The 26,185-nt window shown below is 73.0% G+C and carries 23 protein-coding genes; 13 read left to right on the forward strand and 10 right to left on the reverse strand.

The annotated features are described in order from the left end of the window. Positions 1–39: 39 nt before the first annotated feature. Complete coding sequence (locus C2L59_RS32595; RefSeq protein WP_103353377.1) at positions 40–942, forward strand: LysR family transcriptional regulator; 903 nt, start codon at positions 40–42, stop codon at positions 940–942. Here C2L59_RS32595 and C2L59_RS32600 read toward each other — a convergent pair. From C2L59_RS32600 to C2L59_RS32630, 7 genes are all read right to left on the reverse strand, one after another. Further along, entirely contained in the window at positions 939–2,054 is a 1,116-nt protein-coding gene (locus tag C2L59_RS32600) for a serine/threonine-protein kinase (protein ID WP_103353378.1), read from the reverse strand. The two genes, C2L59_RS32595 and C2L59_RS32600, sit on opposite strands and share 4 nt — an antisense overlap. A 12-nt stretch (positions 2,055–2,066) precedes the next feature. After that, positions 2,067–3,701 carry a serine/threonine-protein kinase gene (locus tag C2L59_RS32605; protein WP_103353379.1) on the reverse strand — a complete coding sequence of 545 codons (1,635 nt, stop codon included), beginning with the start codon at positions 3,699–3,701 and terminating at the stop codon, positions 2,067–2,069. Between the two features lie 215 nt (positions 3,702–3,916). Continuing rightward, on the reverse strand, positions 3,917–4,777 hold the full coding sequence (locus C2L59_RS32610; protein ID WP_103353380.1) for a hypothetical protein: 861 nt from the start codon (positions 4,775–4,777) through the stop codon (positions 3,917–3,919). 258 nt (positions 4,778–5,035) lie between these two features. Then, a complete protein-coding gene (locus tag C2L59_RS49385) occupies positions 5,036–6,673 on the reverse strand; it encodes a hypothetical protein (protein ID WP_233223801.1) in 1,638 nt (545 codons plus the stop codon). Between the two features lie 334 nt (positions 6,674–7,007). Next, positions 7,008–7,322: a hypothetical protein gene (locus tag C2L59_RS32620; protein WP_086844131.1), complete on the reverse strand. Its 315-nt coding sequence runs from the start codon at positions 7,320–7,322 to the stop codon at positions 7,008–7,010. 64 nt (positions 7,323–7,386) lie between these two features. Beyond that, a complete protein-coding gene (locus C2L59_RS32625; RefSeq protein ID WP_103353381.1) occupies positions 7,387–7,683 on the reverse strand; it encodes a chorismate mutase in 297 nt (98 codons plus the stop codon). Positions 7,684–7,844: 161 nt separating this feature from the next. Continuing rightward, the gene (locus tag C2L59_RS32630) at positions 7,845–8,270 is read right to left on the reverse strand and encodes a DUF1707 domain-containing protein (RefSeq protein WP_103353382.1); all 426 of its coding nucleotides are present in this window, start codon (positions 8,268–8,270) and stop codon (positions 7,845–7,847) included. Between the two features lie 134 nt (positions 8,271–8,404). On the opposite strand from C2L59_RS32630, the gene pcrA reads away from it, so the two are divergent. Then, positions 8,405–10,819, forward strand: a complete 2,415-nt coding sequence (pcrA, locus tag C2L59_RS32635; RefSeq protein WP_103353383.1) for a DNA helicase PcrA — start codon at positions 8,405–8,407, stop codon at positions 10,817–10,819. 881 nt (positions 10,820–11,700) lie between these two features. On the opposite strand, the gene C2L59_RS32640 is transcribed toward pcrA, so the two are convergent. After that, a complete protein-coding gene (locus C2L59_RS32640) occupies positions 11,701–12,381 on the reverse strand; it encodes a M23 family metallopeptidase (protein WP_103353384.1) in 681 nt (226 codons plus the stop codon). A 988-nt stretch (positions 12,382–13,369) separates the two neighbouring features. On the opposite strand from C2L59_RS32640, the gene C2L59_RS32645 reads away from it, so the two are divergent. From C2L59_RS32645 to C2L59_RS32685, 9 genes are all read left to right on the forward strand, one after another. Continuing rightward, positions 13,370–15,313 carry a hypothetical protein gene (locus C2L59_RS32645; protein WP_233223802.1) on the forward strand — a complete coding sequence of 648 codons (1,944 nt, stop codon included), beginning with the start codon at positions 13,370–13,372 and terminating at the stop codon, positions 15,311–15,313. Beyond that, positions 15,303–15,626, forward strand: coding sequence for a hypothetical protein (locus C2L59_RS32650; protein ID WP_103353385.1), 324 nt, complete (start codon positions 15,303–15,305; stop codon positions 15,624–15,626). The genes C2L59_RS32645 and C2L59_RS32650 overlap by 11 nt, the downstream gene beginning before the upstream one ends. Positions 15,627–15,744: 118 nt before the next feature. Then, positions 15,745–16,914 (forward strand): ADP-forming succinate--CoA ligase subunit beta, encoded by a 1,170-nt coding sequence (sucC, locus tag C2L59_RS32655; protein ID WP_103353386.1) that lies wholly within the window; start codon positions 15,745–15,747, stop codon positions 16,912–16,914. Positions 16,915–16,916: 2 nt separating this feature from the next. Further along, positions 16,917–17,807, forward strand: a complete 891-nt coding sequence (gene sucD, locus C2L59_RS32660) for a succinate--CoA ligase subunit alpha (protein WP_103353387.1) — start codon at positions 16,917–16,919, stop codon at positions 17,805–17,807. Between the two features lie 205 nt (positions 17,808–18,012). Continuing rightward, a complete protein-coding gene (locus C2L59_RS32665; protein WP_103353388.1) occupies positions 18,013–18,801 on the forward strand; it encodes a DUF5336 domain-containing protein in 789 nt (262 codons plus the stop codon). Between the two features lie 142 nt (positions 18,802–18,943). Beyond that, positions 18,944–20,398 carry a DUF6350 family protein gene (locus C2L59_RS32670; RefSeq protein ID WP_103353389.1) on the forward strand — a complete coding sequence of 485 codons (1,455 nt, stop codon included), beginning with the start codon at positions 18,944–18,946 and terminating at the stop codon, positions 20,396–20,398. Between the two features lie 77 nt (positions 20,399–20,475). Beyond that, positions 20,476–21,093, forward strand: a complete 618-nt coding sequence (gene purN / locus C2L59_RS32675) for a phosphoribosylglycinamide formyltransferase (RefSeq protein ID WP_103353390.1) — start codon at positions 20,476–20,478, stop codon at positions 21,091–21,093. Then, the gene (purH, locus tag C2L59_RS32680) at positions 21,083–22,651 is read left to right on the forward strand and encodes a bifunctional phosphoribosylaminoimidazolecarboxamide formyltransferase/IMP cyclohydrolase (protein ID WP_103353391.1); all 1,569 of its coding nucleotides are present in this window, start codon (positions 21,083–21,085) and stop codon (positions 22,649–22,651) included. The genes purN and purH overlap by 11 nt, the downstream gene beginning before the upstream one ends. Before the next feature lie 28 nt (positions 22,652–22,679). Next, positions 22,680–23,441 (forward strand): hypothetical protein, encoded by a 762-nt coding sequence (locus C2L59_RS32685; protein WP_103353392.1) that lies wholly within the window; start codon positions 22,680–22,682, stop codon positions 23,439–23,441. Here the strand turns inward: C2L59_RS32685 and C2L59_RS32690 are convergent. Further along, positions 23,438–24,196: a hypothetical protein gene (locus tag C2L59_RS32690; protein WP_103353402.1), complete on the reverse strand. Its 759-nt coding sequence runs from the start codon at positions 24,194–24,196 to the stop codon at positions 23,438–23,440. The genes C2L59_RS32685 and C2L59_RS32690 overlap by 4 nt on opposite strands. A 44-nt stretch (positions 24,197–24,240) precedes the next feature. Further along, a complete protein-coding gene (locus C2L59_RS32695) occupies positions 24,241–24,729 on the reverse strand; it encodes a GNAT family N-acetyltransferase (protein WP_103353393.1) in 489 nt (162 codons plus the stop codon). Between the two features lie 54 nt (positions 24,730–24,783). Here C2L59_RS32695 and C2L59_RS32700 point away from each other — a divergent pair, with 54 nt between their 5' ends. Continuing rightward, entirely contained in the window at positions 24,784–25,335 is a 552-nt protein-coding gene (locus C2L59_RS32700) for an HD domain-containing protein (RefSeq protein WP_233223803.1), read from the forward strand. Between the two features lie 154 nt (positions 25,336–25,489). Continuing rightward, positions 25,490–26,185: a hypothetical protein gene (locus C2L59_RS32705; RefSeq protein WP_103353394.1), complete on the forward strand. Its 696-nt coding sequence runs from the start codon at positions 25,490–25,492 to the stop codon at positions 26,183–26,185.

Raw genomic sequence — 26,185 nt, forward strand, 5'->3', positions numbered from 1 at the left:
AACTGCAGGGACACTTAAGCTCAGCTGTACGATTGGGCCATGCTCGACGTCCGCCGCATGCAGGTCCTCCGCGCCGTGATCACCAGCGGGTCGATCACCGCCGCGGCCCGCAACCTCGGCTACACGCCGTCCGCGATCAGCCAGCAGCTGTCCGCGCTGGAGCGCGAGGCCGGCACGGAGCTGCTCGAACGCGTCGGCCGCGGTGTCCGGCCGACACCGGCGGGCGCGCTGCTGTCCGAGCACGCCGAGACGCTCAGCGCCGAGCTCGCCAAGGCCGAAGCGGCGTTGACCGAGCTCAAGGAGGGCCGCATCGGCCGCGTCTCGATCCGCTACTTCGCGACGGCCGGCGCGTCCCTCGTCCCGCCCGCCATCGCCGCGGTCCGCCGCGAGCACCCCGGCGTGCGTCTCGACCTCAAGCTGGTCGAGCCCGACGACCCGATCCTGGACGTCGAATCGGGCGACGCCGACGTGGCGATCACCGTCTTCCCGCGCAAGACCCCGCCCGCCAAGGGCGTCGAGCTGGTGCACCTGCTCGACGACCCGTACCGGGCCGTGCTGCCGAAGACCCACCCGCTGGCCCGCAAGCGCGTGCTGGACCTGACGGAGTTCGCCGAGGAACCGTGGGTCGGCGTCGACGGCATGCCCGGCGTCTGCCGCGACATCCTGCTCGGCGCGTGCGCGTCCGCGGGTTTCGCGCCGAACGTCGTGGTCGAGTCCGAGGACTACCAGACGGCGCAGGGGTTCGTCGCCGCCGGCATCGGCGTCGGGCTGATCCCCGAACTGGGCCTCGGCGCGCAGCACCCCGGCGTGGTCGTCCGCCGGATCCGCCACCCGGAGCCGGTCCGCGCGATCCACGCCGCGGTGGCGTCCCGGGCCTACGGGCACCCGGCGGTCCGCACGCTGCTGGAAGCCATGCGCGCGGCCACCGCCAAGGTCGCCTAGACGAAGAACAGCTCGGTGACGAGGATCCCGACCAGCACCGCCGCGAGGATCGCGGCCACGGTGACCAGCGTCTTCTTCGACACCGGCAGGTTCCACGCCTGGGCCTGGGCCTGGGCGTGCGGCTGAGCGCCGGGCGCGGGCGGCGGCGCGTACTGCGTCGGCGGCGGTACCGGCTGCATCCGCTGCGTCTGCTCCGCCGCGGAGAAGCCGGGCGCGGCGACCGGCGGCTGCTGCTGGTACTGCGGTCCCGACGGCGGCATCGGTGGCATCGGCGGCGCCGCGGGCGCCAGCCCCGGGTTGAACGGCGGGGGCGGCGGTGGCGGGATCCCGGGGGCGGTCGGCGGGATGAACGCCGTCTCGCGGCCTTCGGTGATCGCCTTCAGGGAGCGGACGGTGTCCGTCATCGTCGGCCGGGTCGCCGGGTCCGTGCGCAGCATCTTGCGCAGCGCCTCGGTGAGGACGCCGGAGTTCTGCGGCGGCCGTTCGGACGACTGCCCGTCGTCCCCGAAGGGCGGCACGCCCTCGACGGACGTGTACAGCGTCGCGCCGAGGGAGAAGACGTCCGCAGCCGGTGTCGGCGGCAGTCCCCGCGCGACTTCCGGCGCCACGTACGCCGCGTGCGGCCCGCCGCCGCTGATGCCGATGTCGGTGAGCTTCACGCCGCCGTCGTCGGCCAGGAGCACGGTGCCCGGCTCGAGCGTGCGGTGCACGAACCCGGCCGCGTGGATGGCCGCCAGCGCGTTGCCGAGCTGGATGCCCAGCTGCGCCGCCTGGTCGGGGGTGAGCCGGCCGTGCTCGGCGAGGAACGTCGCCATGCTGCGGGACGGGATGTACTCCATCACCAGCCAGACGTCCTGGCCGTCGGGCAGCACGTCGAACACCTTGATCGCGCTGGGGTGCTCGATCCGGGCGGCGTCCTTGCCCTCCTGCATGGCGGCCGCGCGCGCCTGCTCGGCCCGCTCGCCCGCGCCGACCGGCAGGTACATCCGCTTCATCGCGACGGTCCGGAACAGCCGCGTGTCGAACGCCAGCCACACGATGCCGGCGCGCCCGCGGCCGATCGGCTGGTCCAGCCGGAACCGGCCGCCGACGATGGTTCCCTCAGAACTCAAGACGGTCCTCGATCATCCGCCGGTGGCAGCGCTGGAAGTCGCGCCACCGGTTGTCGTGTCGGTCGGTGTCGTCTTCGGCGTCGACTCCGGAGGCGGTGTCGTCTTGGGAGTCGACTTCGGCGTGGTGGTCTCCTGCGGTTCGGAGCTCCGCGAAGTCGTCGCCTTCTTCGACGACGAGCTCTGCTCCGTGACCGGCGGCGGCACGTCGGCCGTGCTGAAGGACGTGTCTTCCGTGGGCGTCGGCGTCTCCGACGTCGCGGCCGGCGACGGCTTGGGGCTGGAGATCGGCGCGGCCGGCGCCTCCGGGTTGTTCGGGCTCAGCAGCCACACGACGAGCGCGACCAGGCCCACGACCACGACCCCGCCGATGATCGCCGGGCGCTTCCACGCGCCGGGCTTGCCCTGGTCGTCGTCGACCGGGCTCATCTGCGGCCGCGACCGGGGCGGCGGCGGGGCGGGCTCGTCGTCGTAATCGTCGTAGTCGTCCTCGTACCCGCCCTGCTCGTGCGGCGGCACCGGCACGGCGCGGGTCGCGGCCAGCCCGGGCGGCACGCCCCCGGCCGCGTGGTGGTCGTCCTCGCGGTAGCGGCCGTACCCGTCGTAGTCGTCCTCCGGGTAGCCGGTGGCCTCCGGGTAGTCGTCCTCGTCGTAGAACGGCACAGCCTGCGTCGGGGCCCCGCCGCCGTTGAGCAGCGTGCCCGAGTGGCCCACGGGGATCTCGTCGAACATCTGGGTCGCGTTCGGGTCGGCCACGGCGGCCGCGCCGAGGACGCCGGCGGACGGCGCCAGCATGGTCTCGTCGGCAGGGCCGCCGAGCGGCGTCTCGCCGCGCGCGACGGCCGCGAGCAGCTCCTCGCACTCTTCGGCGGTCGGCCGGTGCTCGATGTCCGGGTGCAGCAGCACGGCCAGCACGCTGGCCAGCGGCCCGGACTGGCGCGGCGGGTTGATCTGCCCGGCCGCGACCGCGTGCAGCAGGCTCAGCGTGTTCTCGGACAGCCCGAACGGCGGCTGGCCCTCGCACGCCGCGTACAGCGTCGAACCGAGGGAGAAGACGTCGGACTCCGGGCCGGGGTCGCCGCCGATGGCGACCTCGGGGGCCAGGTAGGCGGGCGTGCCGGCGATCATCCCGGTCTTGGTGACCGTGACGTCGTCCTTGGCGCGCGAGATGCCGAAGTCGGTGATCTTCACGACGCCGTTGCCGCCGAGCAGGATGTTGCCCGGCTTGATGTCGCGGTGCACGATGCCGACCGCGTGCGCCTCGCGCAGCGCCGCGGCGACCTGGGCGCCGATGCGCGCCACCTCGGTCGGCGGCAGCGTGCGGCGTTCCTGAAGCACGGCGGCCAGGCTGGTGGAGTTGAGGTACTCCATGATCAGGCACGGCTGCCCGTTGTCGTCGGTGACGACGTCGAACACCGAGATCGCGTTGGGGTGGTGCAGCCGGGCCGCGATTCGGCCCTCGCGCATCGTCCGCTGGCGGGCGTCTTCTTTGTCGTGCTCGTCCAGGTGCGGCTGGAGCAGGAGCTGCTTGATGGCCACGGTGCGGCCCAGGACCTCGTCGTGCGCCTGCCAGACGGCCCCCATCGCGCCCGTGCCGATCCGGCCGACGATGCGGTACCGATCGGCGACCAGACGACCCTCGTCGCTCACGCGACCTCCCTTTGGGCTCCGACTTCACCAGGGCGTGAGGATCGGTGCCTGGTGACGCGGCCACGTGTACGCCGCTTCGCTGGAGCGTATGCACATGTCGTGGGCTGCGTGCCGGCTTCACGGAGACCGGCCCGTGACAAGGCTAGGCGCTCACTCTGCGCACACGAATCCGGTACAGGCACTTGAACCACGGGTGAAGGGGTGATCGCCGAGGGCTACATGTACTGGGCCGAGACGAGCTCGGCTTCGGTGATCAGCCCGCCGGTGTCGGCGACCCGGAACAGCTGGGTGACGCGCACCAGCGCGCCGTCCGGCCGGTGCAGCGTGGCGACCGCGAGGATCGAGCCGTCCGGCTTGATCTGCGTGTCGGCCTCCTGGACGTCGATGGCGTCCATCGAGCTCCAGGTGCGGACCAGCTCGCCCGCCGTGCCGTCGGCCAGCGCCGGGCTCAGCAGGGCGAGCGCGCCCGCCGAGTTCCGCGCGATCGCGGCGTAGAAGTCCTTGACGGCCTGGATCTTGCGGCTCGCGCTGCGCGCGTCGGCCGCCTGGTCCGGGATCGACGTGGCCGGCGCGGGCGCGGCCTGGACCCGCGGGGTGCCGTTCGCCGGGTGGCCGGTCGACGGCGTGTCGTCGGCCGGCGTGCCCGGCGTCGTCGTCCCGCGCTGCTCCGGAGCGCCGCCACCGGCCTGGCGCTGCGGGACGGCGAGGCCGCCGAGCTCCGCGGCGCCGGTGAACCCGGCGGGCGTGGACTGGCCGCCCGAGGACGCGGCGCGGTGCGAGCTGGTCAGCATCGGAGCGGCGATCACGGCCCCGGCGACGAGCGCACCGGCGGCGACGAGCCCGGTCAGCTTCGCGCGGCGGGCGAGACGGCTTTCCGGCTCCCCGGCGTCGTCGGCCCGCTCGGGCTCGCGGGCCGCCTCGGTCCGCGGCGGCAGGAACCGCTGCGGGTCGCGGAAGACCTGCTCGAGGTGGTCACGGTCGGCGTCGGCGACGCCGTCCAGGATCTCGGCCGGGATGACGTCCTCGACGCGGACGGCGTGCGGTGCTTCACGCCGTGTGCGCTGCCGATCAAGCACGAAAGTCCTCGCTCTGGGTGCCGGGGACGGGTACCCGCCGTTCGGCCGGGTCTCCGTTGGTCCGGTTGGCCGGTTCGTGGCCGGTTCCGGATCCGCTGTCGTCAGGTAACCCTGTGCGGACGGCGACCACCAGGCTCTGTCGCCGGAATGCCGTCGCGATACGACGAGCGGCAGCTTATGTCACCCACCCGGACCAGGCATAACCGCTCGGCGCACCGCACGTGCATCAGAACGGGCGAACCGCACGTGCAGGCGTGGCTACTGACCGTCAGCAGTGATCTTGTCGCCGTCGCCGAAGGTCAGGGTGCGCTGTTCGACCGTCTTGGTGCCGTCGGTGTGCGTGACCTCGACGGTGTTGACGGTGACGCCACGCTGCTGGTCGATGCTGACCTTCTTGACTTCGAAGTACGCGATGCCCGCGTACCGCCGGGCGAGGGCCTGCGGCCCCTGGTCGTGCAGCTCGCCGGTGGTCACCGACGACGCCGCGGAGGGGTCGGTGGTGACGGTGTTGAAGAACTTCTCCGAGTTGTCCCCCATGGTCTGGGCGTCCGGCGGGAAGGAGTACCACCAGGGCGGCTTCACCGGGGTCTCCCGCTGGGCGGGCGTGACGGGCGGCTTCCGCGGCGTCCGGTCGACGGTGGCGGGCCGGCTGGTGGCGCTCGCGGGCGCCTCGGTGCTCCCGGCCGGCGGCGGCGGCGCGGCCCCGTCGACGGGCCCGGCCCCACCCCCGCTGGTCTCCGGCTTCCCATCGGCACTCGACGGCCGCGACGCGGACTCCGGCCCGGGCGCGGCCCCACCCTGAGTGGGCGGCCGGTGTTCCCCGGTGGGATCGGCAATGGTGGGAACGCCCTGGTAGCCGGGCCACGACCCTTGCACGGCCTGGTCCACGGGCGGCTTCCCGACGAGGAAGGACCCGGCGCACAGCAGCCCGACGACGACGGCCCCGGAGGCACCGGTGGCGAACCAGGCGGCCTTCCGCCAGGTCTTGGGCGGCGTGACGGACGCGGGCACGGACCCGATGGTGAAGCCGCCGAGCCCATCGATGGGCGGAGCGGAGTAGATCCGGGCGTCGTCTTCGTCGACGTCGACCCCACGCGGGGTGGGGGAGGCGAGCGAGACGCGGGTCCGCCGGGCGGCCTGGTCTTCCCGGGAGCCTTCCTCGTCCTCGGGGGCATCGATGCCATCGAGGGGGAGACTGCCGTGCGCGGAGGGGAAGAGCGGCCGCCCATCCCGCGGCTGCGGCAGCGACGGCTGCGGAAGGGACGGCTGGGGCAGCGGCAGGCAGCCGGAAACCGGCGGATCGGCCGGGCCGCCGGTGTGGCGCTGCAGGGGGTGGTTCAGCGGAAGCGAGCCGGACATCACGGGGTCGTCCGCCGCGGGGCGCCGGAAGGAGTGGTGTGGCGAGCCGGACATCACCGGATCGGCCGGCGCGGGAAAGGCGGTGCGCCGCTGCGCGAAGGAACCGGCCATCGCCGGATCGGCCGGCACCGGGCCGGAGTCGTAGTGCTGTGAGCCCCAGCCGCCCGTCGCCGGGGCCTGCGATTCCGCGCCGGAGCCGTGCCGCATGAAGTACTGCTGCGCCTCCCAGCCGCCGGTCGCCGGGTCCGCCGGGGCCGCGCCGGAATCCTGCCGCCTGAAGTACTCCGGGTCGGCCGTCGCGCCACCCCCGCCGTACCGCATGGCGTAGCGCTGCGGGGCGGAGCCGGCCGGATCAGCCACCGCACCACCACCGTGGTGCTCCTTGGCCTGCTTCTGCGGAACCTGCCCGGCCGCGTGGTGGCGCACCGGGCGGTGCTGCGGCAACGGCGGCGTCCAGCTCTCCGCGCCGCCGCGCCGGTGCCGTCCGGGATGCGCGGGCGCGGTGCCGCGTCCGTGGAACTCCGTGCCGTGACTCATGTGGGCTCGACCACCCGGCCGTGCACTCCTGACGCCACCCGCCCGCCGGACGACCCGATCGGAGCACCCTCACGCGCGGAATCCTGTTCGGAATCCTGCGCAAATGCACGCGCACGCAACAGCGGGCGCGCGGGGCCAGTGCCCCCGCGCGTCCTGCGGGCGTTGCCCGACCCAGACGCAAGGGTCCTCACGGCGACAACCCTAGGAGCATCCGGCGGAGAAAGTCGCCCCCAAACCTGCAAGTTGCAGAGGTTTCACTCGGTCGGGCGCGACCGAACGGGCGATGGTCACGCAGCGAAGTTTCACGCAGGGAAATCGGCCCTGATCAGGCGCTTCAGCCTCCCGTGCGGTAACGGTCCCGCGTGGACTGCAGCGCCTTCGTCGCCACCACACCGCTACCCGCGGCGACGATGATCGCGAAGACGTCCAGCGTCGGTCCGCCGGCCGTGAGCAACCAGGCGAACAGCGAAGCCGCGGTGGTACCGCCGGCAACGGCCCAGCGGCTCTTGACGTACTGCGCGACCGGAGCGCCCCCGGCACGCTTACCCGCCGCGTTGTTCAGCAGCGCCAGATACCCCACATGGCCCAGCGCGGCCAGCACGCTCGCGAGCGCGACGATGACGGCGATGAGGTTCACGAGCCAGTCCATGACCCCAGTCTGCCCGCAAGAGGGCCACCCCTGCCTCGGGGAAGTCCCCGAATTCGGGCAACCGTTACCGGCCGAGCCGCCCGCGGCCCAGGTTCAGCAGCGCCATGGCCAGCTGCCGGCCGTCCGGGCCGAGCTCGCGGTAGCGCGCCAGCACGTCCATCTCGCGGTTGTAGACGATGCGCGTGCCGCCGGCGGCCATCCGCGCGGCGCCGATCGTCTTGGACACCTCGACCCGGCGCTTCACCAGCCGCAGGATTTCCTTGTCGAGGTGGTCGATCTCCTCGCGCAGCGAGGCGATGTCGTCGCCCGCGGGGGTGTGCTCGGCGGGCTGGCCGTCGGCGTTCGTGGCGTGTGCGTTCATCGGGACCTCTTTCTCGAAGCCCGGACCCGGTCCCAGGGACGGCGACAGCCCCGGGTCCGTGGACTCCGGGGCTGGCGTGATGGCGGTTCGGGCACTACGCGATCACGGGAGCCGGAGTCCGGGTCCCGTAAAAAAATCGCTCTGCGTGGTGCCGCACACGCTCAGTATGGCACAGCGGCGCCGGGCCGTTCCCGGAACGCGCGCACCCGAGCATGAACCAAGAGGCTCACCGCGAGCCAGAACATCGGGAAGGCCGGCCAGAAGAACCCGGTGCCCAGCACGACCCACCGGACGATCGCGACGGCCGCGATCGCCACCACGACGGCGAGGTGCAGCCGCAGCGCGGGATGCCGCCGCAGCGCGTCGCGGCCGAGCGGGAAGCCGGGCCGCGGCGGCGCGGGCCGCGGCAGGTCGGCGGTGAGCGCGGTGAGCTCGTCGGTGAACCGCGCGGAGTAGACGTGGGTGAGGCGCTCTTCGACCTCTTCGAGGGTGAGCCGGCCTTCGGAGCCGGCGTGCTGGACGGCGGTGGCGACGCGTTCGCGATCGGCGTCGGCGGCCCGGACGCGGGCGGGGTGGGTGTCTTCCATGTCCGTCGATGCTCCGCGCGCGGGACCGCCGGCGCGTCGGACGGCAGGCGACACCTCTTGGTACGCCCGGCGTCGTAGCCGCGCCCGGCACGCTGTGCCGCACTCCTACCCACCCGGGGTAGCGTGGACGCACGATGGACACCCTCTTCGATCTCCCCGCCGCGAACCCTGTGCGCAAGCCCGCCGCCGGCGGGCAGGCCGAGCTGCTCGACGACCTCAACCCCGCCCAGCGCGAAGCCGTCACCCACGCCGGTGGCCCGCTGCTGGTGGTGGCGGGCGCGGGATCGGGCAAGACCCGGGTGCTGACCCGCCGGATCGCCTACCTGCTCGGCCAACGCCGGGTGCACCCCGGCGAAATCATGGCGATCACGTTCACCAACAAGGCCGCCGCCGAGATGCGCGAGCGCGTCGCCGCGCTCGTCGGGCGCCGCGCGAACGCCATGTGGGTGTCGACGTTCCACTCGATGTGCGTGCGGATCCTGCGCCGTGAAGCCAAAACGCTGGACATGTCGTCGAGCTTCTCGATCTACGACTCCGACGACACCAAGCGGCTGATCACGCTCGTGGCGCGGGACCTCGACATCGACCCGAAGCGCTACGCCGCCCGCACGCTCGCTGTGCACATCTCGAACCTGAAGAACGAGCTCACCGACCCGGAGACCGCGGCGGCGAACGCGGGCAACGACCTCGAGCGCCGCGTCGCCGAGGTCTACGGCGAGTACCAGCGGCGGCTGAACCAGGCCAACGCCTTCGACTTCGACGACCTCATCATGCGCACGGTCTCGCTGCTGCAGACGTTCCCGGACGTCGCCGAGTACTACCGGCGGCGCTTCCGCCACGTCCTGGTCGACGAGTACCAGGACACGAACCACGCGCAGTACACGCTGGTCCGCGAGCTGGCCGGGACGGCGCCGAACGACGCGGGCGTCGAGCCGGCCGAGCTGGTCGTCGTGGGTGACGCGGACCAGTCGATCTACGCCTTCCGCGGCGCGACGATCCGCAACATCGAGGAGTTCGAGCGGGACTTCCCGAACGCGCACACCATCCTGCTGGAGCAGAACTACCGCTCCACGCAGACGATCCTGTCCGCGGCCAACGCCGTCATCGAGCGGAACCCCAACCGCCGGGCGAAGCGGCTGTGGACGGATTCGGGCGACGGCGAGAAGATCGTCGGCTACGTCGCGGACAACGACCACGACGAAGCCGCGTTCGTCGCGGGCGAAATCGACGCGCTGGCGGAGAAGGGCGAAGCCGACTACTCGGACGTCGCCGTCTTCTACCGCACCAACAACCAGTCCCGCGTCTTCGAAGAGATCTTCATCCGGCTCGGCCTGCCGTACAAGGTCGTCGGCGGCGTGCGGTTCTACGAGCGGCGCGAAGTCCGCGACATGATCGCGTACCTGCGCGTGCTGGCGAACCCGGAGGACACGGTCAGCCTGCGGCGCGTGCTGAACGTGCCCAAGCGCGGCATCGGCGACCGCGCGGAAGCCGTCGTGGCGACGCACGCCGAGCGCGAGCGGATCTCCTTCGCGCAGGCGCTGCGGGACGCCGTCGAGGGCAAGGTGCCGCTGCTGAACCCGCGCTCGGTCAAGGCGATCTCCGGGTTCGTGGCGATGCTCGACGAACTGGGCGTGCTGATCACCGACGGCGCCGAGGTCCACGACGTGCTGGAAGCGGTGCTGGAGAAGACCGGCTACCGCGTCGAACTCGAGGAGTCGGACGACCCGCAGGACCACACGCGGGTGGAGAACCTGGACGAGCTCGTCACGGTGGCGCGGGAGTTCACCGAGATCACCGCCGAGGTCGTCGCGGACGAGAACGCCGAGCTGGTCGTCGAAGACGGCGTGCCGGCGCCGGGTTCGCTGCCGGCGTTCCTCGAACGCGTGTCGCTGGTCGCGGACGCCGACTCGGTGCCCTCGCCCGACGGCGGCGAAGAAGGCGACGGCGGCGCGGGCGTGGTCACGCTGATGACCGTGCACACCGCGAAGGGCCTGGAGTACCCGGTCGTGTTCTGCACCGGCTGGGAGGACGGCGTCTTCCCGCACATGCGGGCGCTGGGCGACCCGACGGAACTGGCGGAGGAGCGGCGGCTCGCGTACGTCGCGATCACGCGGGCCAGGAAGCGGCTGTACGTCTCGCGCGCGATCACGCGGTCGGCGTGGGGCCAGCCGTCGATGAACCCGGCTTCGCGGTTCCTCGACGAGCTGCCGCCGGACCTCGTCGACTGGCGGCGGCTGGAGCCGTCCAGCGGCGGCTTCGGCTCGTTCGGGTCCGGCTCGCGCGGGACACCGCGGGCGGCGACCACCTGGGGCGGCCGCCGGTCGTCCTCGCCGTCTTCTTCGGGCACGCCGTCGTTCGGCAAGGGCTGGAAGGACACCGTGGCGCTGAAGCTGGACGTCGGCGACCGGGTCAGCCACGACAAGTACGGCCTCGGCACGGTCATCTCCTGCGACGGCGTCGGCCCGCGCGCCACGGCCACGATCGACTTCGGCGCGGCGGGCAAGGTCCGCCTGATGCTGATCGGCAGCGTCCCGATGGTGAAGCTCTAGGCAACCCGGTCGAGTGAATCCGGCGGCGATCCCGGCGATCGCCGCCGGAATCGTCGTACCCACCCGGTACAACTGACCCCGTGATCGAACACGCGTTCGACGGAGGGGGTAATGTGGTGTGGACCCGGTGCTGTTTGGGCTGCTGGCCGAAGGGGTACGAAATTACCTACGGGAAGTCGTGGGGACGACGGTTCCGGATCGGGGTCGGGAGCCTTCGGGGGCTCCGAGCATCCCTCCGCATGCGGGAGCGGAGGCGTGCCGGCTGGCCGCCGCCTGGCGGGCGCTGCTCAGGCAGCACGAGCTCGGCGCGGACGGGCGTTGTGTCACCTGCGGCCGGGGACGCCGCTGGACGACCAGGGCCCGGAGTGGCGCGCGTGTCCGCTCCATTGGGGGCGCAGGGGCAGCTGCGCCCTGGGGCTGGCTGCCGGTGCGGCGGCCGGCGGAGCTGTGCACGGTGTGGCAGGTCGCGGTGGCTTACTTCATCCGCCGGCTGCCGGGCGGGCTGCGGTAGGCGGTTCCGGGCGCTGAGCGGCTTGTGGACGGCTGTTTGCGGCCTCGGTGCGGTTCCGGGGTTCCGGCGAGTCCCGCTGCGGCTCAGGGCGGCTTCCCGCGGGATCACGCCGGAACGGCCCGATGCCGTCCGACGGCGTTCGCCCGGCCGGGAAGGGTCACCCGATGCGGGTGTTTGCGTAGGGCCCTCAGCGGTGAACCATGATCTTGTGACCGGTTCCAGTTCGCGAGCAGCTCGGCGGAGCGCGTGCCTTCAGCGCTCTTCGCCGGTGGTGGCTGCGCGCTGCGTCCCGGCCGGGATCCGCTTCACGGCCGGGGTTCCGCTGGCGGGCGCGCTGGTGGCGCCGGTTGGCGGGCGAACTCCGGGTGGATCAGATGACGATGCCGCGCGCGGCCAGCCAGGGCCGGGGGTCGATCTTCTTGGTGCCGTTCTGCCACACCTCGAAGTGCAGGTGCGGGCCGGTGCTCTGGCCGCGGTTGCCGATCTCGGCGATCTGCTGGCCGCACTTGACCTTCTGGCCCTCCTTGACGGAGAAGCTGTTCATGTGGCCGTAGACCTGGATGGTGCCGTCGTCGAGCTGGACCCGCACCCAGAGGCCGAAACCGCTGGCGGGGCCGGCCTCGATCACGGTGCCGTCGGAGGCGGCGTAGATCGGGGTGCCGATGGCGTTGGCGATGTCGATGCCGAGGTGGCTCGTGCCCCACCGGGCACCGAAGCCCGAGCTGAAGGTGCCGTGCGCGGGCAGGCAGGTCTTGGGCCGAGCGGCTTCTTCGGCGGCCTTCTTGGCGGCGTCGGCTTCGCGCTGCTCACGGGCCTGCGTGACAGAAGCGCTGTCAGCGAGCTTCGCGGCTTCGGCGGAGGCGTCGACGGTGTGGCCGGTCGGCAGGAGTTCCGGGGCGCCCCCGGAGCCCGCACCTCCCGCGGTCAGCGAAGCGCTGGCGTCCTGGCTGTTGGCCAGGGGCGTGAAGGCGGCGTCGGAATCGGTGACCGTCTTGAGGGTCGAACCCGCAGCGGCGGCGGCGAACGCACCAGCCGCAACGGCGGCAACCACGACACGGCCGCGAAGGGCCGAAGAGGGCGGGGCGATGCGGTGCGCACCCCGGACACGAACGACCGCACCTTCCAGTGCGTCCTTCAGTGCCGGGGAAGGAGCTTGGCCGCCGGGGGAGCGGTGTGAAGCCAAGACAGGGCCTTCCATCGTCGGGGAGCCGGGTCGAGGACTGCGGGCGGGGGAACCCGGTGAGCCAACCTCGGGGGTGGTTTGCTCGGCGTCCTACTTCGTGACCTGACTGTAATGGGGACCCCGGGACAGTAACGAAGGGGTACCGCTGTCGGCAAGACGTGCCCCCCGCGTCGGCCGAACGGGTGGAGTCTGCGACGCGCTCACCTGTGGAAATCACCCAAAGTTAGAGGGGGATTACGGCGTTCGGTGTGACTTGCCTTACAGCGTCAAGGGGTGGTGAAGGGCTGTCGAGAGGCCGCAAACGGTCTCGGAGACGGTCACGCCCGGGAATAACGGATTGCGCCAGAGGGTTGAGGCCCTTTCGACGACTCGCGCCCCGCCCACGGCTCCGCAGCGGCCTGAGCTTGCTAGGTTCGCGGGCAATATGCCCCCACGCTCAGAGCCCCCCACCGGAAGCGCCCCCGGCCCCTCGGAAGACCCTGCCGCCACCCAGGCAGGAGCCGAAAAGCCCACGCCCGGCACCGGTCAGGCAGCGCAGGACCCCACCGAGCACCTGACCCCGGAGGGGACCGCGGAGCCACCACGCCCGGAAGCATCCCGCGCCGGTCGGACTGAGCCAGAGCCCGCCGAGCGCCCCGACCCGCCTGCCGCCGGCGACCCGGCTGCCGCCGGCGACCCGGCTGCCGCCGGCGACCCGGCTGCCGCCGGCGCGCCGGCCACCCCGCAAGGCGCCGCGGGCGGTGCTGGCGATCCCTTACGCCCTGAGCCCGCTGCCAGCAGCGCGCCGGCTGCCCCTCAAGGCGCCGCGGGTGACACTGCCGAGCGCGCCTCGAATGCCGCAGGCGCTGGCCGGGCTGTGCCGGAGCAAGGTGCCGCGGGCGATTCCGCCGAGCCGTCGCGCCCCCAGCCGGCCGCCGGCACCGCTCCCGGCGCACCGCAAGTCCCCGCGGGCGACCCCGCCGCCCCAGCCCGCCCCCGCCCCACCGCCGGCGAGCGCCGCAGCGCGCGAGCAACCCGAAGCGCGTCCGCGCCCGGCAAGCCCCCGCGCGCCAACACCGAGCCGTCCCGCGCCAATCCCCTCGAAGGCCCGGAAGCCACCTGGGCCGACGCCCCCAAATCCCTCACCCCCGCCCTCCTCCTCGCCACCCTCGGCGCCCTCGCCCTGACCGCCGGCGCCGTCATCCCCATCTCCCCAGCCGCCGCCCCGGGGTTCGCCAGCTGGCCCTGGCTCGCCCTCCTCGCGCTCGCCCCCGTCGTCGCCGCCGGGTGGCTCGGCTCACGGAAACCCGCCCTCGGCGGTGGCCTTCTCCTCGGCCTCGCCGCGCTCGCCCCCGGGCGGCTGGTCCTCGATCTCCAATTCGCCGTCAACGGACCCCTCACCATCCGGCCCGAGCTCTACCTCCCGGACCGGTTCCTCGGCAGCTCCGCCGTCGGTGCCGGGTTCTGGCTGCTCGTGGCCGGGCACCTCCTCACCCTCGTCGCCGGTGGGCTCGCCTGGCGGGCCCTGCGCAGTCACGACGAACCCGAACGGCGGCGGTGGCGGCTGCTCGTCCCGCTGCTCGGTGTCGCCGCCGCCGTCGGGTTGCTGACCGCTCCCGTCCAGTCCGACAACGGCTTCCTGCTCGCCCGTTCCGCCTTCGAAGGTCCCTGGCCCGCCCTCGGCGGCTACCTGCTGCTCGCCGCCGCGTTGCCGCTGGCCGCCGCCCTTGCGCTCGCCGCTCCCGATGAGCTCGTTGCGCGCGGGGCGCTCGGTGGGCTGGCCGCCGCCACCTTCGCGGTTGCCCTCCCGCCCGTGCTGGCCGGGCTCTTCCGCGATGATCTGCACGTCAGCTGGGGGCCCGTGCTCGCCCTCCTCGCGACGGCCGCCGTCGGCGGGCTCGCGGCCACGCGGCTCACCGAAAAACCCGCCGCCGAGCTCGATGGCGGCGCGAAACTGCCCGGTCTCTTCTGGTGGCGGCTGACCACCGGCCTGCTTGGCCTCGCCACCGCCCTCGCCGCGCTCATCGGGGCCTTCGCGCCCCAGGTCGCCGTCACCGCGCTGAACCCCGGCGCCACCGCGCCGGTCAGTGCCGCCGCCGACAGTCCCGCTCGGTGGTTCCTCCTCGTCGCCGCGGTCGTGCTCGCCGTGCCCGCCGCCGGGTTGCTCGTGCCCGGGACCGCCGCCGTCGCGCGGCCCGTCCTGGGGGTCGCCTGGGCCGGGATCGTGCTGGCCGGCACCGCCGTCCTCAACACCGCGCTCACCGCCACCCAGGCCGGCAACCTCGCCGGCTTCGGTGGTGCCGCCGCGCCCGTCTTCAGCTACGACCTCGGGGCCGGCGCCGCCTGGACGTTCGCCGCGCTCGTGCTCGCCGCCCTCGCCGCGCTCGCCGCCGCCGGGACCGGGGTCGTCGAACGCGAGGACGCGGGGGAGGGGACCGCCGAAACCAGGAACCTCGCCGTCGTCGTGGCCGGGGCCGTGCTGGCCGTCGCCGCGTTCGGGCTGCCCGTCTTCACCCTTCCCGGCTACGTCGCGCCCGGGCTCTGGTCCCGGTTCGACACCCCTTCGTGGGGACTGCTGACCGCCGCCGCGGTCGTCGCCGGTGCCGCCGCGCTCGCGACGCGGTCCCGGCCCAGGCCGGCCGCCGCGCTGCTCGCCGGCGCCGCCCTGCTCACCGGACTGCACGCCGCCGAACTGCCGCTCGTCGGCGGCTCGCTCGGCGGGGCGAGCCCGGCCACCGGGTTTTGGCTCGCGCTCGCCGCCACGGCCGCGTTGCTCGTCGCGGCCGGTATGGCGGGCGCCGGAGGACGTCGTGCAGCGTGACCGGCCGCGGGTGCTGCTCGTCGAGTTCACCCGGCCGGACCCGGCCGCCGTCGCACTGGCCCGCCGGCTGCGCGACGACGGCGTGGAGGTCGTCCACGCCGGCCCCCTGGACACCGCCGAGCAGATCCTGCGCACCGCCGAACAGGAAGACCCGGACGCGGTCGGCGTGCTCGGCGCCGGGCCGCCCAAAGGGCTGGAAGACGAGCTCGGGCCCGTTCCCGTCTTCACCGCCGAAACCGCCGCGGAAACCCTGGAACGGCTCTCCGGTGGGCGGTCTCACACCGCTGAAGCACCGCCTGACCGCGCACGGTGACCGACTTCACCAGGTGCGGAGTGCCCTGCGTCTGCGCAGGTCGCTAACCTCGACTGGTCCGACAGCGCGGTCCGGTCGCGGACCACCTGCAGTGGCGTGTCGTCAGGAGACTGGAGTAGTGGACCTCTACGAGTACCAGGCGAGGGATCTCTTCGCCGCCCACGGAGTACCGGTTCTGCCGGGTGCCGTGGCTAGCACCCCCGAAGAAGCCAAGGCCGCCGCGGAGCAGATCGGTAACCAGGTCGTCGTCAAGGCGCAGGTGAAGGTCGGCGGCCGCGGCAAGGCGGGCGGCGTCAAGCTGGCCCAGACGCCGGACGAGGCGAAGGAGAAGGCGGAAGCCATCCTCGGCCTCGACATCAAGGGTCACATCACGCGTCGCGTGCTCGTGGCCGAAGCCTCGGACATCGCGTCCGAGTACTACTTCTCCTTCCTGCTGGACCGGTCCAACCGGACCTTCCTGGCGATGGCGTCCTCCGAGGGCGGCATGGAGATCGAGCAGCTCGCGGTCGAGCGCCCCGAAGCGCTCGCGAAGATCCCGGTCGACGCGATCACCGGTGTCGACAAGGCGAAGGCGCTCGAGATCCTGAAGGCCGGCAACTTCCCGGCCGACATCATCGACGAAGCCGCCGACGTCGTGGTGAAGCTCTGGGAGACCTTCGTCTCCGAGGACGCCACCCTGGTCGAGGTCAACCCGCTGGTCCGCGACCCGCAGGACAAGATCATCGCCCTCGACGGCAAGGTCACCCTCGACGAGAACGCGGACTTCCGCCAGCCGGGCCACGAGGCCCTGGTGGACAAGGAAGCGGAGAACCCGCTCGAGGCGAAGGCCAAGGCCAAGAACCTCAACTACGTCAAGCTCGACGGCCAGGTCGGCATCATCGGCAACGGCGCGGGCCTCGTCATGTCCACTTTGGATGTCGTGGCGTACGCGGGCGAGAAGCACGGCGGCGTGAAGCCGGCGAACTTCCTCGACATCGGCGGCGGCGCGTCGGCCGAGGTCATGGCGGCCGGGCTGGACGTCATCCTCAACGACACCGACGTGAAAAGCGTCTTCGTCAACGTCTTCGGCGGCATCACCGCCTGCGACGCGGTGGCGAACGGCATCGTCGAAGCCCTGAAGATCCTGGGCGACGAGGCCAGCAAGCCGCTGGTCGTCCGCCTGGACGGCAACAACGTCGTCGAGGGTCGCCAGATCCTGGCCGACGCGAACCACCCGCTGGTCACCGTGGTGGACACAATGGACAACGCGGCCGACAAGGCTGCCGAGCTCGCCGCGGCAGGTGCGTGAAGATGTCGATCTTCCTGAACGAGAACAGCAAGGTCATCGTGCAGGGGCTCACCGGCTCCGAGGGCATGAAGCACGCGACCAAGATGCTGAAGTCCGGCACGAACATCGTGGGCGGCGTCAACGCCCGCAAGGCCGGCCAGACCGTCACCATCGAGGGCAAGGACCTCAAGGTCTTCGGCACGGTCGAAGAGGCGATCAAGGAGACCGGCGCCGACGTGTCGGTCATCTTCGTGCCGCCGAAGTTCGCCAAGGACGCGGTCGTCGAGGCGATCGACGCCGAGATCCCGCTCGCCGTGGTGATCACCGAGGGCATCCCGGTGCACGACTCGGCCTACTTCTGGGCCCACGCCGTCGCCAAGGGCGGCACGACCCGGATCATCGGCCCGAACTGCCCCGGCGTGATCAGCCCGGGCAAGTCGAACGCCGGCATCATCCCGGCCGACATCTCCGGCCCGGGCCAGATCGGCCTGGTGTCGAAGTCCGGCACGCTGACCTACCAGATGATGTACGAGCTGCGGGACATCGGCTTCTCGACCGCGGTCGGCATCGGCGGTGACCCGATCATCGGCACCACGCACATCGACGCCCTCGAGGCGTTCGAGGCGGACCCCGAGACCAAGGTCATCGTGATGATCGGCGAGATCGGCGGCGACGCCGAAGAGCGCGCCGCGGCCTACATCAAGGAGAACGTGACGAAGCCGGTCGTCGGTTACGTCGCGGGCTTCACCGCGCCCGAGGGCAAGACCATGGGCCACGCGGGCGCCATCGTGTCGGGCTCCTCCGGTACGGCCGCCGCCAAGAAGGAGGCCCTCGAGGCCGCCGGCGTCAAGGTCGGCAAGACCCCGAGCGAGACCGCCGTCCTGGCGCGTGAGCTGTACAACAACCTCGGCTGAGGTTGCCGCATCGCTCCTGGTGAGGCCGGGCACCGCCAAGGTGCCCGGCCTTTCCTCGTTTCGAAGTGAAACCGCGAGAGGTATTCACGCGTCTGGTGGGCTGGTGGCCTTCGAGTGCGCTAGCGTTCTGCGCACACAAGCCGCCTCGTCTTTCCCCGGGCGCCCGCGCGCCCGGAGTGCCGGTCGAACCGACAGGAGTGCATCGATGACCTTCCCCAGCGGTGGGCCCGGCTACCCCCAGCAGGGTGGCGGCCAGCAACCCCCCGGACCGCCGTCCAGCGGCTTCCCCGCGCAGCAGCCGCCCTCGCACCAGGCGCCGTCCGGTGCCGCGGGCCTGCCGCAGAACCTGCCGGTGCTGCTCTCCCTGGTCGTCGCCGTCTTCGGCGTCGTGCAGTACTTCCTGGGCTTCTCCGACAACGCCGCCGTCGGCCTCTCGACGACGTTCTTGCTGGGCGGGGGCCTGCTCGCCGCGCTGCATTTGCTGCCGAAGGGTCCGCGGACGCTGCCGTTCGCGGCGCTGTTCAGCGTCCTCGGCGCGCTCGGTGCCCTGGACGCGCTGGTCTCCCTGCCGGTGACCCCGGGCATCGTCACCGTCATCCTGATCCTGGGGATCCTGCAGATGGTCGTCGCGGTCGGCGCGCTGCTGATCGAGCACGACGTCATCAAGCCGCCGTCGCCGAAGCCCGCCGCGCCGTCCTACGGCGGCCAGTACGGCCAGCCGGGGCAGTCGGGCCAGCAGCAGTACGGCCAGCCCGGCCAGCCCGGCCAGCAGTTCGGCCAGCAAGGGCACGGGCCGGGTCCGGTCGGCGCCACCGGCGAGCCGTCGGCGCCGTTCTCGCAGCCGGGCCAGTACGGCTCGCCGAACCCGCCGTCGACCACGCCGCCGCCGGGACAGCAGGCCACGACCTACGCCCCGCAGCAGGGCCAGTTCTTCCAGCAGGCGCCGCCGGAGAACCCGGGCACCCCGCCCGGTGGCTTCGGCAAGTCGAACTGACGTCTCCGCCGACACCCGCTGTGACCCTCCGTGTCACAGCGGGTGTTTTGCGTCTGGGGGTGACCCGACCGGGTGGGGTTGGGTTCGTCACGCGGCCCGGCGGCGGCGTGCCTCACCCGGACGGAGCAGCGCGGATGTCAGGGTGCGCACCATGGACCTGCTCACCGACGCCCCCGAAGAGCCGGTGAGCGACCCCGGACCCGGCGTCGCACCCTCCCGGCCCGCGCGGGTGCGGGTGTTGCTCGCCGCCGCCTTCGGCCCGCTGGTCACCGGCTACACCGCGGTCGCGACCGTGCTGGCGCTGATTTCGCTCACCGCCGGCCGCGCTGTCTTCTCCGACACCGGCGTGCTGCTGGCCGCCGGGCCCGGCTGGCTCGCCGCGCACCAGGTGCGCCTCGACGTCGTGGGGCACCCGCTCGGGATGCTGCCGCTGCTGCCGACGCTGGGCGCGGTCGCGCTGGCCGCGCGGACGGCGGCCGGTGCCGCGCGCCGCCTCGGCTGCCGGTCGTTCCGCGAGGCGCTGCCGGTGCTGGTCGCGATCACGGGCGCGCACGCGGTGTTCGGGCTCGTCGTGGCGCTGGGCGCGCAAGGCTCCTCGGTGACGGCGAACCCGGTGACCGCCTTCGTCGTGCCCGGCCTGCTCGCCGCGGCGGCGTCGTGCGCGGGCGTCGCCCGCTCGTGCGGGCCGCCGGACGTCGTCGCGGAGCGCCTCGACCCGCTGGCGCTGCGCGGGCTGCGGACCGGCGCGCTGGGCCTGGCCGTGCTGGTCGCCTGCGGTGCCGTCGTGTTCACCGTCGCGACCGCGGTGTCGTGGAAGACGGTGGCCGACGTCTACGAACCCGGCTTCGGCACCAGCTTCGGGCTCTTCCTGCTTTCGGTGCTGTACCTGCCGAACGCCGTCGCCGCCGCGCTGTCGTTCGTCACCGGGCCCGGGTTCTCGATCGGCGCCCTGGACGTCGGCATGTTCGGCTACCGCGGCGCGGCCGTGCCCGGCGTCCCGCTGCTCGGTGGCCTGCCCGAGCACCACGCCGCCTGGTGGCCGGCCCTGCTGGTGCTGCCCGCGGCGACCGGCGCGCTGGCCGGCTGGACGCTGCGCAAGGCCGACGCCGATCCCGGGCAGCGCATCCGCGCGGTCGCGGTCGCCGGTGCCGTCGTCGCGCTCGGCTGCGTCGTGCTGGGCACGCTGTCCGGCGGACGGCTCGGCGACGGCCCGTTCGACCCGGTGAGCGTCCCCGTCGGCGTCGCGTCGGTCGTGGCCTTCTGCTGGATCGTCATCCCGGGTTCGTTCGTCGCGTTCTTCGCCGGCGAGCACGAGCCGCCCGCGCCGCCGCCCGAAGCGCTCGAAGACAACGAAGCGTTCCAGGACGCCGACGAGTTCGACGCCGAAGAAGCGTCCGAAGCAGTCGAGGAGCTCGAAGCGGCTCAAGCGTCCGAAGAGGACGAAGGGATTTCCGCCGAGGACGCCGAATTCGAAGCCGAGGCCGACGCCGAACTCGGCCTCGAAGAACCGGGCGAAGGGGTCCCCGGGACCGGCGACGCTGTGACCGGAGGCACCGAGACCTGCGGCGACGTCGAGCCGGGCGAGGGCGACCGTTAGGGTTGACGCGACCTGGTGAAGCGCCGTGCGCCCGGCTGCGCACCGCCCGCGGCAAGGAGCCCGCTCTGTCTCAACGGTTGGAGCTGCCCACCCCGGTGAAGCTCGTCGTGCTCGCGTCGGGCTCCGGCACCCTCCTGCAGGCGGTGCTGGACGCCACCGGGCGGTCCGGCTTCCCGGCCAAGGTCGTCGCCGTCGGCGCCGACCGCACCGGCATCGAAGCCCTCACCCGCGCGGAGCGGCTGAGCATCCCGGCGTTCACCGTCCGCGTCGCCGACCACCCCGACCGCGCCGCGTGGGACAAGGCGCTGGCCGAGGCCGTCGCGGCGTACCGCCCCGACCTGGTCGTCTCGGCCGGGTTCATGAAGATCCTCGGGAGTGAGTTCCTCGGCCGCTTCACGGTGATCAACACGCACCCCGCGCTGCTGCCGTCCTTCCCGGGTATGCACGCGGTCCGCGACGCGCTGGAGGCCGGCGTCAAGGTCACCGGCTCGACCGTGCACTTCGCGGACGCCGGGGTCGACACCGGGCCGATCATCGCCCAGGAGGCGGTCGTCGTGGAGAGCGACGACGACGAGAACGTCCTGCACGAACGGATCAAGTCCGTCGAACGCAGGCTGCTGGTGGAAACGATCGAGCGACTCGGCCGCGGTGGCTGCACCGTGGACGGACGAAAGGTGACATTTCGTGAGCACTGACCTGGGACGGCGCCCGGTCCGCCGGGCGCTGATCGGCGTCTCGGACAAGGCGGGCCTCCTGGACCTCGCGACCGGCCTGCACGCGGCCGGCGTCGAGATCGTCTCCACCGGCGGGACGGCGAAGGCCATCGCCGACGCCGGTGTCCCGGTCACGCCGGTCGAGCAGGTCACCGGCTTCCCGGAGTCGCTGGACGGCCGCGTCAAGACGCTGCACCCGAACGTGCACGCCGGCCTGCTGGCCGACCAGGGCAACCCCGACCACGTCGAGCAGCTGCGCAAGCTGGACATCGCGGCGTTCGACCTGCTCGTGGTGAACCTGTACCCGTTCGCGCAGACCGTCGCGTCCGGCGCGAGCTTCGACGACTGCGTCGAGAACATCGACATCGGCGGCCCGGCGATGGTCCGCGCGGCGGCGAAGAACCACGGCAGCGTCGCGGTCGTCGTCGACCCGGCCCGCTACGGCTGGGTGCTCGAGCGCGTCGCCGACGGCGGCTTCGAGTTCGAGGACCGCAAGCGCCTCGCTGCGCAGGCGTACGCGCACACGGCGGCGTATGACACGGCGGTCGCGTCGTGGTTCGCCAGCGCGTACGCCCCCGACGAGGACACTGTCGACGCCGGCTTCCCGGACTTCCTCGGCGCCACCTGGGAACGCGCCGACGTCCTGCGCTACGGCGAGAACCCGCACCAGAAGGCCGCGCTGTACAAGAGCCAGAACCCGGGGCTGGCGCACGCCGAGCAGCTGCACGGCAAGGCCATGTCCTACAACAACTACGTCGACACCGACGCCGCCCGCCGCGCCGCGTTCGACTTCACCGAGCCCGCCGTCGCGATCATCAAGCACGCCAACCCGTGCGGCATCGCGATCGGCGTCGACGTCGCCGAGGCGCACCGCAAGGCCCACGCGTGCGACCCGGTCTCGGCCTACGGCGGCGTCATCGCGACGAACCGGCCGGTCAGCCGCGAGGCCGCCGAGCAGATCGCCGACATCTTCACCGAGGTCGTGCTGGCCCCGGACTTCGACGCCGAAGCGCTGGAGATCCTGCAGCGCAAGAAGAACATCCGACTCCTGAAGCTGCCCGCGGCCCCGGCGTCGCCGATCGAGTTCCGGCCGATCTCCGGCGGCGTCCTGCTGCAGACCGCCGACGCGATCGACGCCCCGGGCGACGACCCGGCCGCCTGGACGCTGGCCACCGGCACCCCGGCCGACGAGCAGACCCTGCGCGACCTCGAGTTCGCGTGGCGCTCGCTGCGCGCGGTCAAGTCGAACGCGATCCTGCTGGCCGCCGACGGCGCGACCGTCGGCGTCGGCATGGGCCAGGTCAACCGGGTCGACTCGTCGCGGCTCGCGGTGGCCCGTGCGGGCGACCGCGCCAAGGGCTCGGTCGGCGCGTCGGACGCGTTCTTCCCGTTCGCGGACGGCCTGGAGGTGCTGGTCGAGGCGGGGGTCCGCGCGATCGTGCAGCCCGGTGGCTCGGTCCGCGACGCCGAGGTCATCGCGGCCGCGGAGAAGGCGGGCGTCACGATGTACCTGACGGGGACGCGCCACTTCGCGCACTGATCCACCGCGCTTCGAGAGGGAGGGCTCGATGCAGCAACCGCCGTACGGACAGGGGCAGCAGGGGTACCCGGGCTATCCGCAGCAGCCCGGGTACCCGCCGCAACCGGGCTATCCGCCGGGGTATCCGCCGCCCGGGTACCCGCCGCAGGGTTACCCGCCTGCCGGGTACGGCGCGCCGGTGCCGCCGCCGAAGAAGAAGCGGACCGGGCTGGTCCTCGGCATCGTCGGCGGCGTCGTCGTGCTGCTGGGCGCGGGCATCCCGCTCGGCATCTTCGCGGGCGACTACTTCGCGAGCACCGGCGCGGCGCCGTCGTCGTCGCCGGTGCCCGCCGAGTGCCAGGTGCCGGCCGCGGTGCTGGAGAAGGCGGGTTTCCCGACCTTCGTCCTGGCCGGCCAGGGCACCCAGGACCTGCCGGGCATCAAGCAGCAGGGCTGCAGCTGGAAGCCGGGACCGGACGAGAACGTCCGCGACGCCACCATGCACGTCCAGATCACGCGGTACTCCGGGGCCAGCGCGCGCGAGCAGGCGAACGACCTGTTCACGCCGAAGGCGCCGGCGATCCCGCCGACGGAGGTGCGCGGCCTCGGCGACAAGGCGGTGCTGGTCCGGCTGGCCACCGACAGCGCGTTCAGCGGATCGGAACTGCACGTCCTCGAGGGAACGACCGTCGTGGTCCTCGAGGTTTCCGGCTGGGACAAGGGGTTCTTCTCCAACTCGCCGATGCCGCAGGAGGAGACCGACGCCGCCGTGCAGGCGGTCGGCGCGGAGATCGTCAAGAAGCTGCGTTAAGCGGGCGCGGGCAGCGCCTTGCACAGCGCGGCCGGGAACTTCCGGTCGGCGGCCAGGATGTCCGCGCAGCCGGCGGACCGGGTCTGCGCGAACGACGTCCATCCCGTGTCGCTCCAGCGGAACGCGGTGCGGGACGGCGGCTCGGTCTGGCGCACCAGCAGGTCGACGAGCAGCCAGCCGGGGTCGCAGGCGCGGGTGGTGCCCGGGTTTTCGGCGCCCGCGGCGGTCACCGCCGCGCCGATCCACGCGGGGTCGCAGTGGTCGGCGGGCGGGGCGCAGGTGCCCTGGCGGTCGCAGTGGCCCCAGCCGGCGCCGAGCTTGTGCCAGGCGTTGCCGGTGTCGGAGTTGAGGATCACCGTCCGGTCCGCGACCGGGCCGGACGTCGTCAGCCGCAGTTCCGCGGGGACCTTGTCCTGGCAGCCGCCCGCCGCCGGGCGCGTCGAGTAGACGACGTCGGCGCGGATGTCGGTCTTCGCCTCCACGACCTGCTCGATCCGCGGCTCACGGACGCAGCCGGGGTCCTTGCCGGGCAGCGCGACCTGCACGAACAGGCTGCGCTCGTCCGGGCCGGGACGGATGCCGGTGACGTCGGCGCGGAACGAGCGCCACTGGGCGCCGATGGTCGTCGGCCCCGGGGCGGCGGCCGTCGCACCGGGCACCCCGCCGCCGGCGGCCAGCACGACGGTGAGCACCGCGCCCGCCGCGACGAGCGCCCCGGCGATCCACAGGATCGGCCGTCTCCGCGGTTCGGTCATCGTCACCCCCAAGTCCACCGGGCAATCTAGCCGACGCCGCAGCGTCAGGCGGCCGGACCGGAGTTTTCGCGCAGCGTGACGTCCTTCTCCAGGTACACCGCGCCGGCGATGTGGCCGCCGGCCGCGGGCGGGTCAGTGAGCCGGTAACCGGCCCGCTGGTACAGCGCGATGTTGCGCTCGCTGCGCGCCCCGGTGAACAGCGCGAACCGGCGGGCTTCGGCGGGTGCCTGGGCTTCGACGTGGGCGAGCAGCCGCCGGCCCAGCCCGCGTCCGGCGAGGTCCGGTGCGACCATCAGCCGGCCGACCTCCCAGCAGTCCCCGTCCAGGCGGGCGCGCACGGCGCCGATCAGCCGGTGGTCCTGCCGCAGCACCCACACCGACCACGTCTTCGTCCAGTCGCGCACGTCTTCGAGGCTTTCGTGCAGCGCGGGGATGTCGAGGGTGTCGTTGAGGATGGCCTCCTGGACCCAGCAGCAGCGTTGCAGGACCAGCAGTTCCGGGGCGTCTTCGGGGCCGGCGTCGGTGAGCTCCACGGCGTCTGTCTAGTGACCGGGCCGGGGGCGGGGCAAGTTCATTACGGTGGCGGGGTGACGTTGCTCGACCGCGCGCTCGACGCCCCCGGATTCGCCCCGCTGCCGCCCCGGGCCCGGGCGTTGCTGGAGAACCTGGGCGCGTCGCCGTGGCTGGGCGCGCACCTGCGGGTGGTCCACGACGTCGCCGTCACGCTGACCGGCTGGGTGGGGCCGCGGGTGGACGTCCCGGCGGTGCTGTTCGGCGCGGCCACGCACGACATCGGGAAGGTGCTGCACCCCGGCGAGCTGTCCGGGCCGGGGTCGTTGCACGAGGAGGCGGGGTACCGGCTGCTGCTTGCGGAGGGGGTCGAGGAGGGGCTGGCGCGCTTCGCGCGGACGCACGGCTCCTGGGACGCGGCCGGCGTCACCTTGGACGACCTGTTCGTCACCCTCGCGGACAAGGTGTGGAAGGGGAAGTGGCTGCCGGACCTGGAACAACGGGTCGCCGAGCGGCTCGGCGGGCCGGTGTGGGAAACGTTCCTGGCCCTCGACGACGAGCTCGAGCGGATCGCTTCCGGCGCCGACGAACGCCTGGCCTTCCAGGCCGCGTACCCCACCTCCGGGTGACTTGACACCTCGGGCCGTTCGCGGTTGACTTGTTCATGTCGAACAAGTGTTCGACATAAAACCGCCGCCTTCCCCGCGGCGGACCAGAGTCGTCGGTCGTGTTTTTGGGAGAGGCCCGGCCGCCGGCCCAGTCCGTGGTGGGGAGGTGCGTGCGGTGACTGCTGTGGTGGAGCCGCCGGTGGCCCGGCTGGCGGCCCTGCCCGGGGTCAGCACGGCGAGCCGGGTGGCGGCCCAGGCCGAGCGGGCCAGGGCGACGGGAAGGGTGCTCCCGGTCGTCCCGGCGCTGGCCGGGCTGCTGCCCGACGCCGGGCTCCGGCGCGGGAGCACGGTGGCGGTCCACGGGGGAACGTCGCTGCTGCTCGCGCTGCTCGCTTCGGCCACGGCCGCTGGGTCGTGGGCAGCCGTGGTCGGCATGCCGTCGCTGGGGCTGGCGGCGGCGGCCGAGTACGGCGTGGACCTCGCCCGGGTGGCGCTGGTTCCGAGGCCGGGCGCGGAGCTCCCGGCGGTGGTCGCGGCCCTGCTGGACGGCGTGGACCTGGTGGCGGTCCAGCCGGAGACGGTCCAGCCGTCCGTGGCGCGGCGGCTGTCGGCCCGGGCCCGCCACCGGGGTGCGGTGCTGGTGGCATCGGGCGCGTGGCCGGGGGCGGACGTGGAGCTGTCGTGCCGCCGCTCGTCGTGGTCGGGCCCGTCGGAGGGCTACGGCCACCTCCGCACGCGGCTGGTGACGGTGCGGGTCCACGGCCGCGGCGCGGCGGCCCGCCCGCTCTCGGCTTCGCTTGCCCTGCCCGGCTTGGGTGGCGAGCTCACCCAGGCGGCTCCCACCGCCTCGCTCCGCGAGGCCACCGCATGA

Origin of the sequence: Amycolatopsis sp. CA-128772, assembly GCF_002904295.1 — a bacterium.
GTDB lineage: Bacteria > Actinomycetota > Actinomycetes > Mycobacteriales > Pseudonocardiaceae > Amycolatopsis.